This window comes from Xenorhabdus bharatensis (genome assembly GCF_037996705.1).
Classification (GTDB): domain Bacteria; phylum Pseudomonadota; class Gammaproteobacteria; order Enterobacterales; family Enterobacteriaceae; genus Xenorhabdus; species Xenorhabdus bharatensis.
This window is the reverse complement of sequence record NZ_JBBMXG010000016.1, coordinates 23,786-42,515: the sequence shown is the minus strand read 5'-3', so window position 1 is coordinate 42,515 and position 18,730 is coordinate 23,786. Positions and strand designations below refer to the sequence as shown.

General features: G+C 40.1%; 6 protein-coding genes. 2 read left to right on the top strand and 4 right to left on the bottom strand.

Annotated features, from left to right (window positions below; genetic code table 11):
• Window positions 1-146: 146 nt before the first annotated feature.
• Entirely contained in the window at window positions 147-1,019 is an 873-nt protein-coding gene (locus tag AAC855_RS15190; protein ID WP_340610705.1) for a hypothetical protein, read from the top strand.
• A gap of 508 nt (window positions 1,020-1,527) precedes the next feature.
• On the opposite strand, the gene AAC855_RS15185 is transcribed toward AAC855_RS15190, so the two are convergent.
• Window positions 1,528-2,394, bottom strand: a complete 867-nt coding sequence (locus AAC855_RS15185) for a DUF1266 domain-containing protein (RefSeq protein ID WP_340610704.1) — start codon at window positions 2,392-2,394, stop codon at window positions 1,528-1,530.
• Window positions 2,395-3,251: 857 nt separating this feature from the next.
• Between AAC855_RS15185 and AAC855_RS15180 the strand changes: the two genes are divergently transcribed.
• Window positions 3,252-4,136 (top strand): radical SAM protein, encoded by an 885-nt coding sequence (locus AAC855_RS15180; RefSeq protein ID WP_340610702.1) that lies wholly within the window; start codon window positions 3,252-3,254, stop codon window positions 4,134-4,136.
• A 45-nt stretch (window positions 4,137-4,181) separates the two neighbouring features.
• Here the strand turns inward: AAC855_RS15180 and AAC855_RS15175 are convergent, their stop codons facing one another.
• The 3 genes from AAC855_RS15175 to AAC855_RS15165 all read right to left on the bottom strand — a co-directional run bounded on the left by AAC855_RS15175 (window position 4,182) and on the right by AAC855_RS15165 (window position 17,981).
• On the bottom strand, window positions 4,182-5,267 hold the full coding sequence (locus AAC855_RS15175; protein ID WP_340610700.1) for an AraC family transcriptional regulator: 1,086 nt from the start codon (window positions 5,265-5,267) through the stop codon (window positions 4,182-4,184).
• Window positions 5,268-5,599: 332 nt separating this feature from the next.
• Window positions 5,600-10,156 (bottom strand): SpvB/TcaC N-terminal domain-containing protein, encoded by a 4,557-nt coding sequence (locus AAC855_RS15170; protein WP_340610698.1) that lies wholly within the window; start codon window positions 10,154-10,156, stop codon window positions 5,600-5,602.
• A 61-nt stretch (window positions 10,157-10,217) separates the two neighbouring features.
• Window positions 10,218-17,981, bottom strand: a complete 7,764-nt coding sequence (locus AAC855_RS15165; RefSeq protein ID WP_340610696.1) for a Tc toxin subunit A-related protein — start codon at window positions 17,979-17,981, stop codon at window positions 10,218-10,220.
• Between the last annotated feature and the right edge of the window lie 749 nt (window positions 17,982-18,730).

Sequence of the window (18,730 nt, the reverse complement as noted above, 5' to 3'; positions counted from 1 at the left end):
GTTAATTTATTTACAATGTGTTATTAAAAGTATTTGGTATACTGATAAAGTTATATTTTTTATATTTGGATACGTTATAATTTGGTTTTTAGCATAATTTTTATTTGAATGGAGTAATAAAAACCACACGTTGAAAAGGTGATTTCATGACGACAAAAAACAACCAGCATGCAGCCCCTTATTTACCACAAAAACACAATGACATCATTGATGAAGCAAAACAAAATAAACCAATTTTATTGGTGGAAATAGAAAAGTATGAGAGAGTTCATTGTCAGGATAAAATTATTGTTTATCTTAATGAATATATACACTCACAAGAGTTAGATATTACAAGTGACAATATTAATGACCCTAAGTATCAAATAAAAATACCTTTTTATACTATACCTCCCGGTGAATATGATATTTTCTATACTATTATCGATTGGGCAGGAAATTCAGTTAATTCTGCAACTAACAGTGTCATAATTACAAACTCAAATTCCTCATCTCCTTTCGGCGAAGGGAATCAAGCATATTTGTTTTCTCTATCAATGAAAAATATTAATAATTATGATGAGTCTTATGAATGGGCTGTTTACCCAATTTCACCAGTAAATGGTTTAGGTAAGGCATTGAAAAGGGGACATTGGCCTTACGCGATAGATTTTCCATGTTTTTTTGTTGAAAAGGGGCAGACATATACCTTTGGGCGGGATTTTGATAATAATTGGTTTATTAGGCAGATTTCCATAAATGGCCCCGGCCCTGTAGTGGCACAAGGAAAATTTACTCTTTACCCTGATAGTATGATTATAGATAATTTAATAAATACTTTCCTCAGTACCTTTGTCGAAGGAGAGAAGACATATTTATATGTGCTGACAACTAAAGAAGACTACTCTGAGAAGAATTGGTTTATTTATCAGATTTCCACAGAAGGTCTCAGTCGCATATTGCAACAGGGTAAGTTACCTATTTATGATGGTGCTAACGCAATACCAAGATATACGGTATTACACTTTGTAGAAGTATAGTTATCAGAAAATAGTAGTTATGACTGTAGTAGTAAATAGTTTTCCAAAATTATAGAACCCCGTTTGATTCCTCGCGTTGCGAGGAGTCATAACCTGCTGTTTTTTTGTTACCGACGAAAGACCATAGCTCATTCAACCTGCAAATGAGTGTGACATCATTTAAGCCTCTTGTCTTGATTTTACCTGCTTTGGTGAGAATTTAATGAATACCATCGCATTGATTGGCGTCGATCTTGGCAAACATTCTTTCTATTTTTCTTAGCATTCCAATCCCTCGCAAAACCAGCTCCGGCTAGAGATCCCCGCCTCAGCACAACTGCGCAAAAACACATCCCTTTTGTGCACGCGCGAGGCGGGAGGAGCAAACGCGCCAAGGGTGTGGATAGACACATTTTCTCAGGGAGCACGATAGACTGTACTGCCGTCTCTGATATTGACTGGCCTGAGCAGCAGAAATAATAACAGGGGCACAGTGCTCCTGTTATTGGTTTTCTGTCTTTTTGATGATTTACGAACCTGCCATATTCAGATGTTTTCTGATGATGTTATTTACTTCATCAACGTCCATTATCCTACCGCTCTGATTTTTCACGTTTAAGCCTGCCACGGCTTCGGCAAATGAAAATGTCTCAACGGGGGGAAGTGGGGCATTCCATTTAATCGTATTAATCGGGCTGCACATTTCTTTTAATAAGACGTTGATAATGGCTCGATAGGTCGGTTCTATCTGCTTAAATGTTTTATCATATCCGATAAAAAACCAGTAATTCATGACGTAGCTGTGCCATACATCACCCCATCCATTGAACGTCTCACGAAAAAACGGGGCTAACATGTTTGCCCACGCTTTGGCTTCGGCTTCGGTGATGTATTTCAGTCTGCACCCGGCTAAACAATGTTTGATGAAGGTATGATAGTCAGTCGGGAAATATTTCAGGCTTTGCGCCTCATTGATATTGTGATACATCACTTTGTATTGCCAGATAAATGCCTTTTTCTCCTCCTGAGAGACGTTACGCCGTCTGATTTCTTTCAGAGCTTTTTTAAATTCCTTTTCAGGTAAGCCAATCACTTTCTCCCTTGTTTCATGAAATAAAACATGTCCTTCATCCTGCCCGGTGATTAAACTAAATAGTTCATGGATTAAATCCTGCCTGTTTTTTACTCCATAGATTAGGTCGAATTTACTGTCGGTGTCATCCTTAGGTGAATAATCCGTGCAACTCTTCCCGTCAAATAGTGCCTGAGGCGCAATGACCATCATCCCCCAGTCTTCATGGGATAAGGGAAGGAGCTCACCCCGCGCCCGTTTTTCATTCTCTTTTTGTAAGGTTTTTTCGGCATCTTTCGGAATTATTTTTATGCCATATCTCATGATAAAAACCACTAAAAGCCATATAAGACCCTGATACAATAAATATACCGACAAGAGACCAATGGGTATCCATCCTAACCAATGCATAAAAATCTCCCTTTAATATGAGGTAAAAACGCATTGATAATAAATGGTTTTTAATGAATGGCAAAAATAAATAGGTTAAAAATCAGCTCAGCATCTCTTTTTCGCCAAACCCAGAAATCCCCAGCACGCCATTAAGTGGATTGCCGGCTCATCCCTGCTGCTCATGATGAGGGCAGGGCGATAGATTCGAGTGAAATTAACGTCACAAGCGTAATTTGGGAATAAAAATCTTTAATAATCATATTGATGGAATTATTTATCGATAAAAAATGGAATTTTTGCCATAAAATCCTTCCGAAAAAACCTGAATGATATTATGCTGCATTCGGTTGTGCTAAAACAGAAATACTGATTGTGATTAATGTGTTGTATCTTTTCATCCAGTCCAAGCAGTCGCTGAGGCTAAAATTTCTGAGTTAGTGCGCCTTGGTATCACTAGTCCACAGAATCAATGTCAAGATTCCAAAGTAGCCCTTACAAAAACAGTGGCTTTTGCAAAACGTGGTCTTTACACAAAACCGTGGTCTTTACACAAAACATAGTAGCCAAAACAACTTATTTTTCCCGCGACAACGATGATCCCGAAAAACGATTGGGTAGTCATGTTTGTTATTTTTCCACACTTTAACTGAACGAAATTCAAAAAATTATTCATTGATCCGATTAAGACATCAGGATGTTATGCAATCTGATCTGACTTTATCCAATACGAAAATAGGCAGGGTCTCTGACATGCGCTACCGTGTTGAAAAGATTGAGAAGGTATGAAGATGAGAATTAGTGAAGTGGTGGAGTCAGATAACGGCTCTAAAAAATATTTACTGTCAGCAAGTGATTCAGACTTAAGAAAAAGTGTTGAATCTACGTTCTTTAAGCATACCGAACAACATTTACCTTATCTTTGTATTTCCAGCCAATATGGTTGTGCCGTTGGCTGTGTATTCTGCGAAACCGGCAGGCAGAAACCATTGGGGAATATGACGACAGAACAAATAGTGCAACAGGTCTTATTATGTCGTGAACATTTATTAAATTCCGGGTCATTGGGAGATAATCAGGAACTCAATACAATACTGTTTGCTGGTATGGGTGAGCCGATGCTGAATCTGAAAGAGATCAGTGGAGCGGTTACTGAATTTAAAAGCCAATCACTGGCTAATCGGGTTACACTCACTTCGGTTGGTATCCGCCATACCGCAGATAAGCTTTATGACCTTCCTCTGGATACTATTTCTGTTTCTCTCCATGCAACCACGGATGAACAACGTGATATGTTGATCCCGTCAAAAGCAAAATTCAGCACGAAAGATCTGCTTGAATATTTTGCAACTTATCACCATAACACGGGGGTTCCTGTTATCGTTAATTACCTGATGTTGGAGGGAATTAACGACTCACAGGAAGATTTGGCCCGGTTAAAAGACTTGGTGGATAAAGACACTTTTATTATTAAGCTGAAATACCTGAACGAAGTCAGTAGCATAAATGGGATTATATTGAATCCGTCCGAAGAAATGCCGTCTTTTGCGAAAGCACTTACTGAAGCCGGCTTTCGGTGCATATCAGATAAAAGCGATGGTACGGAAATTCTGGGTGGCTGTGGACAACTTAAATCTCAGATCAGGGATATCCGCAGTAAATATCGAATTATGTAACCTTCTATGGCCTGGAGTCATTATATTCTGGGCCGATACCAGTATTTATCCGCGACGTAAACTTTCACTCGGAGTCTCCCCATAACGCGCTTTATATTCAGCGCTGAATCGCCCCATATGCGCAAACCCCCAACGCAGGGCCACTCCCGTAACGTTGCTTGCTTCTCCTGCCAGTAATTCTGTACGGACATGTTCCAGACGCAGATTGCGTAAATACTGCATCGGGCTGATATCCAGAAATTCCCTGAAACCGGAATAAAGGCTGCGCAGACTGACTCCCGCGACCTGAGCCAACTGTTCAGCAGTGATCGGCTCATGGGCGTGAGCCTGCAAATATTCCTGTACCCGCCGTACATGCCGTGGTCGGATAGAACCTCTGTGATTAGCGGGATCACCGCTGTAATTATGCTGATGTGCAGAAAGCAGGGTGGCAGAAAGCAATTGTTCAATCTGAGTAGTAATGAGCTTGTATTGCAGAATATCGGGTACCTGAACTCTACATTCGAGCAGATAGAGCATCAGGCAGCGCCATGTCTGGCATTGTTGCCATTCGAATCCCAGTTCAAATATCAATGGTTGATCCAAAGGATGCCCCAACTGCCCGACAAGGGTTCGTTCCAGTAATGAGCGGGAAATTTTCACCATAAACTGATCGTTATCAGCATTCCAGCGCATAACAGTATGTTGATCCGGGCTGAGGACGGAGGCCAGATTCGGAGTAGAATCAATACACTGCCCGCCACTTTCAATAGAGGCATAGCCTGATAACGGCATTTGAATAAGAAAAAAAGAATCCAGCGCACCCGGCGTAATTTCAACATTGGCGCCATAATGCAGACGGCTGATGGAAAAATCCCCAAAGGGTATATAGTACATCCTTGAATTCAGTTTTCGGCTGCTACCCAGCATATTGAGCTGATGGGGCTTCATCACCCGCCCGACCATTGATCTTGTTTCATCAAGATCACAGGACGAAAAAAGCAGATGTTCCGGAGAACTGAGATGAGACTTAATTGTAGATACAGCATATCTGGAGTCTGCATATTTTGAATCGGCGCTTTTATTATCAACGTTTTTATTATCAATGTGTTTATGATCAATGTAATAGTTGTGCCACGGCTTACTCGTCATTATCAGAAACCTCATAACGTCATACCCGTTGTTTCTCAGGCCATCGTTTTGATTAACTCCTGAAATTCATAAGGTATATAAAATGTTCTGTTAAGCAGTATCCACATTTTTTCTAAATGGAAGTTACATCATCGTGAATATATTCATGAATGGATTACGAGCACATCATCGTCGGGATTCCCCCTCTGATTACAGAATGATTACGATTGTAGTATTAGTCGGGATATGGCGGGCGGATACTCATATTTTGGAGAATTAGATAAATTACTCTGAACAATAAATGGGGTTAAATTGGATCCCCTGCCTGCCAGACAGGGGAAATAAGAGAGAAGTTACTTAACTGCTTTTGTTGCTATTTCGTCTGCTGTGTCATTTTCATCTTCACTGACCGTAAACCACGGATAATACTGTACCCGACGCAACCCATTTTTAGCGGTTTTCACCGATATTTCCCGCCCAATCGGATCATAATAATAAGTATCGGCATAAGCGTTTTTGCGAGAACTATCATCAGCGACATAACGCCAGTCATTCAGATAATAAGGCTGATAAGTACGTATCACCTGCCCTTTATTATCATATTCAGTCCGTCCGGTTACTGCCCAGCGGTTTTTCGTTGATTGGTATTCAGAAATGAGTTTACCATCATGACTGCGCTGCCATGCTTTACCATCTTCATGACGAATTGAGGATTGTAATACACGTCCGAAGCCATCACTGAATGTCACCTGCTGGCGAATTTGCTGTTCGGCATCAGAATCATAACGATCAGTAGTCAATGTTAGGCTGTGCGGTGGTAAACGGGAAAGTTGTGTTAACTGCTCTTTCAGAAGAGTGTGATTAGGTTGCTTCTCAATCCAGTGGAGTAAAGCGAGAATGCGGATATAACCATCATCAGTGAAAATTTTTTGTTTATCCAACGCCGTCCAATCAGAGGAGTTTATCAATGAATCAACGTCTTTATTTTTTTCCGAGAACATCCAACTCGAAGGATAGTAACGCTGGTAGATGGCAACAGGTAAAGGTTTACATTGTGTAACTAATTCTTTGATGGTGGCACCACAATCGAATGCTATTTGTTCTGATGTTGGGAAAGACACCTTTTGAGGTTCAGAATAACCCACAGTTTCACCTTTTTCCGTTCCCCAGAAACGCTGGGTTGTTAAACGTCCAAGTGTATCCAGCGTGATAAAATGATGGTTATCGTTAATATCAATAAGATGAACGGGCAACAAAAAACGCCAGTCATATTCTTTTACTTGGGTGGTGGATCCAGCTGCATCTTTGGTTTCTGTGACTACACAGTAATGAGATGCCCATGTTAGCTGGTATTGACCTGTTAACAGAGAATCTCGTTGTGTCATTGGGCGCCAGAATTCTTTAGTGCTGCCATAGTTGGTATAGCCTTGACGAGACACCCATATTTTAGGGGGGTTTTTCTTATCTTTTTCCTCCGTATCAAAGAGGACGAGAGTTCCTTTCTGGTATCCTCCTTTTTTTAAAATATCATTACGTTCTTGCTCTGGCATTTTACTATCGAAAACGGATGATAGTTGCGATTCGGTAAATATTGCGGTTTCAGTAAAAGCAACTAATGCCTGAGGTGTAGGTTCCGATATCGGTTTTTCACCGCAGCCCTTAGTATAGAAGGTTCGTTGTTGACCCAGATATTCCCACGAAGAACTCTTTGAGTTCAGGAGAATAGTTACATTTTCTAAGGTAAATCCATGGGTTGGAGCTTGATTCTCGTCATAAACAAAAGCATCCTGACGTGTCTCATAGGGTAATCCCAATACTCGAGTTTCAGTATTAACCAAATGGTGCCAATTGAATAATTGTTGATTCAATCTCAATACTTTTTGTTGTTTATCATCGCTGTCTTCTAGCAAATTGGCGGGCAATGATAATATTTTGGCGTAATCCTGTTTTATGTCAGAAAGCGGCCTGCGTGGATATTGAATGCTGATTTGCTTTAATGGATAACCATATTTATCCGTTTTCAGGGTAATACTCTGGTGGCATTGAGGATCACTGCTGATGCGCTCGTAGTGATATTGGCGGCTTTCTAATACGGAGGTCTGATAAATAAATTTATTATCAGCTGCGTGAATTCGGCGGACTTGAGAACGGTATTCGTTGACCGTGTAGGGAATAGATTCTTGTCGGCTTTCATCCAATCCATACAGCTCACTGCGTAATAATTGGCCTTTTAAGGCACGATTGAGCCAATAACTGTCATTTTGCTGAGTGACAAGAATATCAAGATCATCATTTTTTTCCCAAACGGTAAAACGCGGGTGAAATAAATTAAATGCTTTTTTATCTTCCTGCCAGAATTGATCTGATAAATTATCATCGACAGCAGGTAACCCTGTGGCGTACCAACTTTTGTTCAATGCAGGAAATGCGTGTTTTGATGCACTATCTTTCACCTGGTTAGATACACTGCCTTGCGCCCGTTTGTTCGTATCACGTTGTTCAACATAGCCAAAACCACGGAATTCGCGTTCACGACCATCCCAGACCCCATATTTGTATCTGACTTCATTAATGAGTTTATTCCCGGAAATTTCATCGGTAATTTCAGTTTGCCATAACGTATGTATCGGAAAGGGTAAAAAACAAACTGCTTTTTTGCCTGTAGCGATTAAATCAGCTTTTTCGTCCAGCCAGAACTGGGCAGAACTGCGGTAATGCAGAGTATGATGAGCTCCCATATTATTGTTCATTTCATTCAACAGCCACGGTTTTTGTTTGACAAAGTCATAACGCCAGTGCCGTGTACCATTCTGTTGCCCCCCATAAGCCTGACTCAATATCAGGCTGGCAACACCCAGTCCCTGAATATCGGCGACTTGTAGCTGACTGATGTTATCAAAACACATATTTTCGGGAAGTGGCAAGAGATATGGTTCTGCAAAATGATTTCCGCTTTGGTTGATGAAAATTTTCAAATGATCAGCACAAGCATAAATTAAATCTGTTGTGCCGCTGCCATCGATATCAGCCAGATAAACGTGATCGGGATTAAAATTATTTTCTGGAAGATTAAATCCCGATAGGGTGGTCGGTTGCCCGAAACGGCCTTGCCCCAAGTTTGGCCAGCAGGTAACACCATTTGCATTGATTTTAACCAGATGCGTCTGTCCAGAACCGAGAATATCACTGAATGCAACTAATTGACGGGCATCCATTCCCGGTATTGGTAATGTAATTCCCTCGGATTGGATTACGGTTTGTCCGGAATTAAACCCTTTACGTTGATTGGCGTATAAACGAACGCTTTTCGGGCCAATCATTACAAGGTCTGATAATCCGGTACCGATGATATCTGCCAGTTGTGCCTTTGGATGGAAATATTCTACCGGCAGAGCATGGATCGGCGTGAAATTCGTCCAGTTTCCATCAGGGCACTGGCTATAATAGCCCTGTAGCCCAGAGCCGGTAATTACCCAGTCCAGTTGCCCGTCACCATTGATATCAAACAGACTGGCATTTTGTTGCAGGGAAGGGATGGTAGGCAGAGGTTGAATATCCCCCCAAACGACAGTATCAGGTTGGTTTTTATCAGAGGATCGCTGTGGCGCCCGATACCACCAAGCGCCGTGTTCCTGATATAAAAGTCCCGGAATACCTTCACCCTTAAGATCGACAAACTGCCAATGTTGATGAGGATAAAAACTGGCAGGCATTTCCATCGGTTGCCATTGTGTTGGTTGTTTAAGATCAAAAGGCTGATAGCCTAATTCCAGTGGTGGCAGGGATTGAAAAACATCAGATTTGTCTTTCTCAATCTCATGACTGACACGTTGGATCATCGTTAATGTGCTGGCAACCTGTTTCTCGTCATATTTCAGTACTAAACGTGCAACAAGCGCTATCTTATCTATGTTGTTATTCTTGGTAGAAGAGTCCAGTTGCTCAATGTTGTGATACATCAGAATTTGGCGGCATAAACGACGAGTCCGTACTTCAAAGCCATATTCATAACGTGAGAAGCAATCTTTACGACATAGCCAATTTTTTGGTGAGACAAAAACAGGTTTATCCTTTAGATGAGAAGAACGCTCTCCGTAATCAAAGACCAGATGAAACAACCAATCATCTGTTGATATTTCTTTATTGCAGTCCAATCCTAATAATTTACTACTGGCCTTAATATTACCGTAATGTACTGCGGTCAAATAACGTTGGGCACTCGATTTTGGATGTAATTGAAGCTCTGTGGCACTACATGCCATATCGTTTTCACAACGATATTCATAATAAATTTGCTCACCGTGGGTTGAAACGGAAGATTCAAGTAACCACTGCGCGGTTTGATGATTTTGTTGATGGTTAGAAATTCTTGCTCCGGTATTTTTACCCAGCAAATGTTTTTGTCCGTCAGCACCATAGATAAGCCAAAAATCATCTTGTTGCGGTTTGGTTTGTGGTTGCCAATATTCGAAGCGATTAAATTGCTGTTCCTGTCGGGAGCAATAGCCTGTAACCGTGTAAGTATCCCCTAATTTAACCCCTTGCAGCGAAGAAGCAGAGCGAATATCCGGTTGTTGTTCTTCATTTAATGCAGCAACCAATACTTCACCGTCTGGTCCCAGAAAAGTATCGGTATTGTTATAATCTGGAACGCCTTGGCTGGTGCGTCGACGAATAGACATGACAGCACAGTTCCATCCTAATCCGAATGAGCCGTTACCATTACCGCTACTGTAATTCAGACTCAATGAAGGTGCATATCCTCGTCCCGCTGAAATAGGTAAGGGCAGGGAAATATTTGCCATACCATCAGGGCCGGCTGGTGTCATCGCTTCACCCATACCCGTTATATTGCCACCACCTTTAGGCAGAGATAATTCGGTAACGTTAAATGTTGATGATTTTTTCATATACGGTTCCTTGCCGATCCTGCGGAAATTGCAGGATCGGTGTTAACTTTATCTCGGTGGTTTATTGATTAATGGTGTAACGGATATGCAAAATAATGTCGTTCAGACTTTGTAATATTGTTTCCTGCTTACTCAGCGCATTCGGGAAACTCAAAGTGAGCGTTCCTTTATCATCAACAGGAATACCTTCAAATGGCAGGAATTTGCCATCATTGAAATCCAGTTGGAACTGACCGCTATCATTTAAACCACGAGAAATGGCCAGTGATTCACAACCTTTTGCCAGATTAGAATGGCTGCCACCATAGGACAAGATAGCCTGAATATCTTGATATGGGCCAAGCAATGCAGGCAATGTCACGCTGATCTGTTTGATACGGCGGGTTCTGTCTTTGAATTGAGGGTAATCGTCACTGATTTTCAGGTCGACCAAAGAAATAGAGGCTTGTAGTGATGTCAGTGAATTAGCATTTTCTAGCTTCAGGGTATTACCATTTTGACCATAGTTGCCTTTGCCATCCCGCAATAGCTCTGAAACTTTATCTGACAGATTGAATTTATTATTTTCAGATAGGTTATTATAAACATTTGCCATAGACACGGTACGTTCTACTTCTAACGCTCGTTGCTCATAGCGTAAATGGCTGTCTTCCATTTGTGCCAGATTCAGCATCAGGGTTTCTCCAGCCAGTAAACCTGCGTAAGTCCCTTGCCATGCACCCGGCTTGATAAAACTTGCTTCGAGCTTATTGGTTTCCCAACGGTATGCTTGTTCTGCCATCAAACAGCGGGAAACAGTCAAATCGTAAAATTGAAAGTAAATCGCTGCCAAACGTCCGCGTAACCAGTGATAAAGTGCCTGATTACTGAATTTGGTTTGCATGAAACTTAATTGTGCTTCAGCCTGTTCCTGTTGAGTGATCAGGTTTTGTTTTTGCAATTCAGCAGATTCAGTACGAACTAACAGAGCCGCTAACTGAGCATCGATTTGCTTCAATTCTGCATCAGCATTTTTATACTGAATTTCCCACTCCTGACGACGGCGACGCCATGCTTCAGATTGTGCCACTGTATCCGCAGCAATTTGTAGACTACCTGCAATCACTTCGCTACCAATCGCGATGGCATTAGTGATTGCACCATAACGAGAGCCACCGACAGCCATTCCGTAGATATTGGGTACCATTTCCAGAGCCGCGCCTGCCATATATAAACCTTTTGTTCCCAAAGAGATGCCCTGAGACGTTGCTCTCATCTCCATGGCTGATTTTTCACCGGCATTAACATCTTCTTCATATAAGCCGTGATAATGGTCATAGCGGGTTTGAGCACCTGCTTTGGATTGCTCCAGAACGGTTTTTTCTTTAGCCAGTTCTTCAATGGCTTTATCCTGTATTTTCAGGGTTGTCAGCATTAACTCTTTGGCCTGATTATGCAGCAGGGCATTGAGAGCCTCCGCATCCTGACGCTCAATAATGGATTGTAGGGTCGAACCAAACTGGATCAGGTGGCTAACCATACCACGGGCATTTTCCAACATGTGCGGGAAACGCCATAGCGGCATAAAAGCTTTTGGCATTTCATTGCCACCCTGTGAACTGCTCACCGCAGCACTGAGCAGTGCTTTAGGATCAGCAGATTTGGCATAAATCGGCAGATAAAGCGGCTGACCATCAATCGATAAGTTATGACGTAGGTTATACAGGCGTTGTTTCAGTTTTTTCCAGTAATCAAGCATGACCCCGTTGATTTGTGGCAGGAACAGTTTGGTGAGGCTGTTTGCGGTATACAGTGGTTCAGACACTTCTGCTGGTGGTATTTCTTTATGTTGAGCCGCAGCCAAAGCCAATGTATGGGCACGTTGTGTTGTTTGGCTGGCAGCACTTTCCAGTGTGGGTTCAGACCAAATAGAATCCATTGGCAGGGGCGGCATATCTCCCAACAAATGTAAGGCTTGCATATACCACATTTTGGCTTCATTCAACGTATCACGCTCAAGTTGGCGGTAAGCGTGATCACCACGAGCCAGCAACAAATCTAGCGTACGCATAAAGGTCGCAACCTTATAGTGTGTTGGATCATGCTGGGCAACGGCATCAGGATCGACAGAATCCAGTGGATGGCTGTTCCAGCTGGTTTGTTCCAATAATGGGCGCACATTCCAGTGGTAATCTTTATGATGACCCTGCACGGTATAACCGGATGGGCTAAAGACATATTTCAGCCAGCGGTTGGCTTCGTCAAAGTTTTGCTCTTGTAAAAGGCGCTGTGCCACCATCATCGGGGTGTAATAGAACAATTCCCAGAAATAGAGCGCATTTGCCCCACTGAAATCCATTTCAGTTTCGGCTGAATCAGCTATTCCCGGCTCGTGAATTTTCTGCGTTTCTATATTCAGAATGGTATCGATACCATTACCCGCTAATTTGATTAACTGATGGGCAAATAATGTATTCAGACGAATTGGCTTTTTATCCCATTCCATATATTGCACACCATTTGAGTTATGGCGCAGCAAAATAGGGGCGTTATCCTCTGATTCAATTTTCTGGTAGACAGTCATATTAAAGGTTTCAGAGCCTAAATTACGATTATCTTTTGCTACTGCGCTAAAAGTAATTTCAATATTTGCTTTGTTACCTGTGAACTTCAGTTTAGAAACATCAATCTTAATAGGAGAAGATGAATAAACAATATTCTGTAAATTTCCTGATTTATGATCTTTGATGGAGTTCTTGTCAATGAAATCTATGTTATTACCACCTGATTTTATGGTGACTTTTACAGTATCAACATCGATACCCGTATCTATTGTGACGGGGCCTTTGACAGAAGTTCGCGAATAGGTGATACGATCCCGCTCACGGAAATCAGACCAAGGCCAATCGAAAGGGTCACGCCTTCTTTCCCAAGACTGGGGCCAATAAGAATCACTAGGGAAAGGAAAAGCTTGTAATTCATGAGAGTCAACATTGCTATAATAAGTGCGCTGTTGTTGAGTAAGCATGATGGAGAAATCCTTATTGAATATATCTCCACTGTCATTTTTATTATCTATAAACCCTTCATGGACACTGAATTTCCCACTATCCTTTTTTGAACCACCATGTAGATAGACGGATGCATAATGTTCACCGCTCTTTTTGTTGCCAGCTATTGAGAACAGTAAACGATTCGCATTGTTTCCATTATGCTGATACACAGGATAAATATGAGGTGTGCCCTGATTGATATTGGTATAGATTGTGAATTTATCGCCAACCTTGCCATGCTTTATCATCAGGTCGCACTGTTTCTTTAATGACGTTGTTTTTCCACGATAAGCAATACATATTTTGGGGGAAAGAGACATTTTTGAACCAGTCAGTGAAATATTTGAAATACTTCCCCCGCTGAGCTGAGTTAATCCATATTTTCCCCAACTGTTGGAATTGCTGTGTCCTATTGAAGTTCTGGATAAAGTGTATTGACTCTCTGTGCAAGGGATATTCACTCTTTTGACATCAGTAGTATCAAAGTGAGTATAACCGCTGGTATGGTAGAGACTCCAATCCTTCATCTTTTCTGCACTCATATCAGCAGAAATACATAATCCATGAACTTCTTTGGAATTATTCTTATAGTCTTTAGTTTCTTTTTCAGTCTTATGTAACATTGCCAGTAAGGTATTATTATCAGGGCAATGCACACAATATAAACTGATAGAGTCATTATTTTGTGTCAGTAAATTGACGGCTTCCTTGGGGAGAGTAAATACCAGCGGTGCATTCCAGGTACCGTCATAACGGATATAGGCTAATTTAAGCTCATAGTAATAATGTTTTGCTACGCTTTTTGATTCAGTTTTTGTGCCGGTATTTTTTGATTCAGTTTGCGTTGCTGCATTTTTTAATTCATTTTGTTGCGCTTGTTCTTTTTGTTCCAGCCATACCAGATAGAGACGAGATTTATAAATCACGGGATGGAGAAGAGCACGGTGTGGATTGATTGGGCAATCAATTTTATGCCATTCACTCCATGCATTGGCAGCAAATTTACCTTCTGAGAATTTACTGTGATCAACACTACGCCAGTAATATTCACCCACTTCTGTTTTGCTTTGCCCAATAAAGTAAGTTAGTCCTTCATGATTATGGATATGGTCATGATAAGCACTGATAATTTCCAGATTGGCAATTTTTTCAAATTCGGTCAGATAGGTTTTAAAAGCATCTTCCACGGTATCCGTATTTAACTGACTCTGGCTGATGGATTGCAATAAATTATCCATCATATGGGTCTGCCCGATACGCATAGTTGGATCGATATAGTTTTCCGGATAGTAAACTAATTGGGAAACACCGCTCCAGGTGCTGTAACGTTTATTATATTTATCCCAATCCATGAAAAATTGTCGGGTGGTGACATTAGCCTGAAATTTGTCAAGTTCCATTTTTTGCAAGGCACGGTTGATATAGAGCTGAACACTACTGATTGCCTCAGCAATACGGGTCGTTTTAATAGACGCAGAAACCTGATTGTCTATTAATAAGTGCTGATAGAGATCCTCACGGGTATTGATATGGAGGGTAGAATCGGAAACTTCACGGATATAGTACTGACTTAATGCGGTACTGCGCACTTTATCAAGATAATCATTCAGGATATTGGTTTTCTGGTTATCCAGACCAGCACTCAGCAAAGTGGCTGCTGTTTGCCAGTTGGCATACTCAGGATTCCGATTTAGTTCCACCAATAAAGCCAGATGCTGAGGAGGAGTATTGAATGTTTGTGAAAGATTAACCCATTGCAACGTTGCGTCGATTGACGGCCAATTGGTGAGGATAATTTCTTGTTCTTTACCGTCCAGCTCCTCCAGGAAATTTTTGATAAATTCTTTCAGGCTCTCTAAGGAATTTAACTTATTCAAGTCGTCCAGCATTTTTTGTGGATTTTTCAGAACATTTTTCAGAATATTTTTCAGGTGGCCTTTTTTTAAATCTTCCAGATAATTTTTCGGAATTTCGGGGTTGTTTAGATCTTTCAAACCCAACATGATGTATTCTAGATCTCTTCTCAAATCTTCCAGATGTTTCGGGTGCTTAAGTTCTTTTGTATTAACCGAGGAAAACGCCTGAATATTAGCTTTTTTCAGCAGTTCTATATCCAGATTCATGGCATGGGCTAATTGTTCTGCGGTCAACGTTTGTTTTGTAAACTCGGTCAATATGACAGAAGCCTGCTCACCCAGTGAGTGGAACCAATCAGAAAAACGGGTGAGTGTGATCAATGAAAACGGCGTGCGTGTTATGTCGGATGATATACCAAAATATTCAGGCGATTTCACAAACAACTGGAATGCGGTTTCACCCAAATCAAGGGCACGATAAATCATCGCCAATTGTGCCAGACAGTGGCAATACTGCACAGCGTGTTCCTGAGTGACAACAGAATTTTTATTTTCTGAATGATATTCGGTGCTCAGCCAGCTCCAGAATTTTTCCGCAGTCATCTGACCGTTTCCGGGCTTGAGCTTATCAGCCCACAATAAAATAGAATGAGCGACATTCTCCGAGGGCAATTGCAGGGAGGCGGCAATAAAATGTGCCATTTTTTCTAATAAAACAGACTTAGTGGCTTGATTCTTAGCATTATCTAAGCTTTGTAAACCATGTGAGACCGTATTATGTAAACTCTGAATTTCTGGTGTCAGGGTTTTATCATAGGTATCAGTTGTCATCAAAAATAACTGATAGACATCCCATTTCTTGGCCTGTAACCATTGTGTGACGGTATAAATATTATCAATTAATTCTGCCAGATCGTTATTATTCATCCCTGATAAGAAAGCATTATTCTTACCCAGCGCTGTCAGCAGTAATTTTAATTCAATCAGGCTTAATTGGTGTGTTTCTGCCAATAACTTGGCCCGATACAATGCAGAAAGGTTTTCTTGGTTATTAACAAAAAATTTTCCTTTATGACCAATTGCAACGTCTAGTAGGTGATAAAAGGCGATGTCATCTACATTAAAGGCGCGCTTTAATATGGTTTTATACCGTTCCGGTGTGTGATTTGATGTGAAATCAATCTCTTTGTTATCCGCAGAAAACGTGTCATTATCCAATAATGGAGTATTAAACAGGTGGTCAAACTGGCTGAATTTATTTTTATTAGCCTTAGCAGAAATAACACCATTGCATAGAACTGTTGCTTTTTCGGCATCAATACCATAGCGGTGCATATAAGTATATGGCCGGAAAAATGTATCCATAACCCTTTTTTCTATTTCCTGATTATCGGAAATGTCTTTAAGGGATAATGGAATTTTTATCAAACGTGACAGCCTGATTTTATTGAATAATTTTACTAAACTTAGTTGATCCTTATTAATCATGGAATAAAGATCTGTTCTTTCTATTTTAAATTCTGATGAGGCTACTACTTTTGCCTTGCTTGTTCTTGACGCATCAAACTTAATTAGTATGATTTTTAAAGGATTTAAAGAGAAAGAATCATCATGTTTTTCTCTTATTTCCTGATTTAAATTAATTACAGTGATTAGATTACCATCTGTATCTTCAAATTGATCTAAATTTGAAATATGAATTCGTTCAGCAGTTTCTTTTCCATCTTTAAAACGAGTAATGAAAATATCTGATTGATAATATGTTTCTGGGTTGTTCTTTGGGTATACTAATTTATAGAATCCCCTTCCTTTAGGAAATAGTCCAATGATATTTTCCTGACGGTCATGTGATAAATCAAGATCTCTTATCGCTTCTTCAGGCAACACTTCTTTAGGGTCTATGTGTGTTCTAGTAATCTCATAACGAGCATTGAAACCGTTTTCTTCTTTTAAAGAGATAGTGAGCTTATTATCAATATATTGTTTTTTCTGCTCAACCTCCTTGTTTACACGGGTAACAAGTTCAATTTCTTTAAATTGCTCTATTTCCTCATTACTAAATTCAAATGGTAGGCTTTTTAAATGGTTTGGAGTGACTGCCATTTCTGGTAAAACATAACCAAAATACCTCTTATAAAGCTCTTCGGCATTCTCTTCAGTAACATTTTCAGGAAGTTCCTTTTTTAGGTTCTCAAACGCGACTGGAGAAATAGTATTCTGCATTGCCAGTAAAGAGGCAGGTGGTATCAATTTAGCTACAGCTGGGGATGCAGTAAGCTGTTTCAGCCCAGGATCGTGTAAATTTATCGCTTGGCGAACAGTTTCATAAGCATCATGATAAGGAGTGAAATCTGTAGCCCCTATAATAGAAAGGTGTTTCATTACAGCGGATTGATCTTTTAATCCCCGTTTCTTCTTAATGCCTTCCAACAATAATTCATTGGACAGTGACAAAGTAGAAATTTCTTTATCCATATTCTGCTGGCTTAATGCCAACGTGCTTAAATCAGGGCGACGCTTATCCAGATGATAAAGGGAATCTTCAGTATGTAAATTCCGTGCCTCGCGATAAAGCTCAGTCAAATAGGCTGCGGGTGAAAACATTGATGCGACAGAATCCGGAGCAACAAATTGATTAGCTCGGTCACCGAATTCATTTTTATAGCTATATTGAGCAGCATCAGAATTATTCATTGCCAGATGAATGGCATTCTGTAATTGTGGATTAGTACGGGAAAGTAATTTGGCTTCATACAGGCGATGACTTTTTTGATCTTCTAATGCATTGTCATATAAAGCACGGGTTTCTGACCAAGAGAGATGTTCACGGACTTCCTGACGGAATTGTTCAAATGAGCGCTGACAAATATCCGAAGAACAATAAAACCCACATTTATTTCTTAAAGCCTCTGGGATTTGTGCGTGAAACTTATTCATTTTTGTTTCCTTTAAATATAGGGGGGCTTATCGTATTTCTGTAATGGAAATACAATATGAAAGACAGGGTTTAAATACTAAAAAAGGAGTATTTAAATCCTGTTAATGGTGATGTGAATATGCAAAAGATATAATTTTTATTAGAGAGAAACTATAACAAAGGATTATTGAATTATGCAAATTTATATCATGATTGCTAATTTTAAATATGAGAATACTTATTATTTAGTTTTTTAATTAACGATTTTATATCTTCAATTGATCTTTATTGTTATTTTTTAGACGTTTATTAATCAGTTATATTTCATTTTTGTTAATGTTTTTTCTTTTATTCCCTTTCTCTTAGTGTGCTTTTTGAATGAATATTCGTCTTCGTCGTTATTAACGAATGTCTATTAATGAAATAAGCACCATAAAAGATCTTTATTCTCACTATTGATTTTTAATTATCTATTTAATTCAATTTCAAAGGATGTATCCTAATAAAGGAGGTGTTTCTATACAATCTTGCTTAATTATTCGTTAAAAATTAATGCAATTGCTTATTACGATGTACTCTACTGAATAAAGTTCCAGCGGTGATATTATGGGATATACCCGATTTCATCATCATTAATGAGATTAGGGTGTTATTGATAGAATATAAAAACATCAGCTGGGATGCCTATTTCTTATAATGCGTAATGCCGAAAACAATACTGAGAGTAAAAATTCTCATTTATCGGATTAATACTTCAACAATAAGGAGC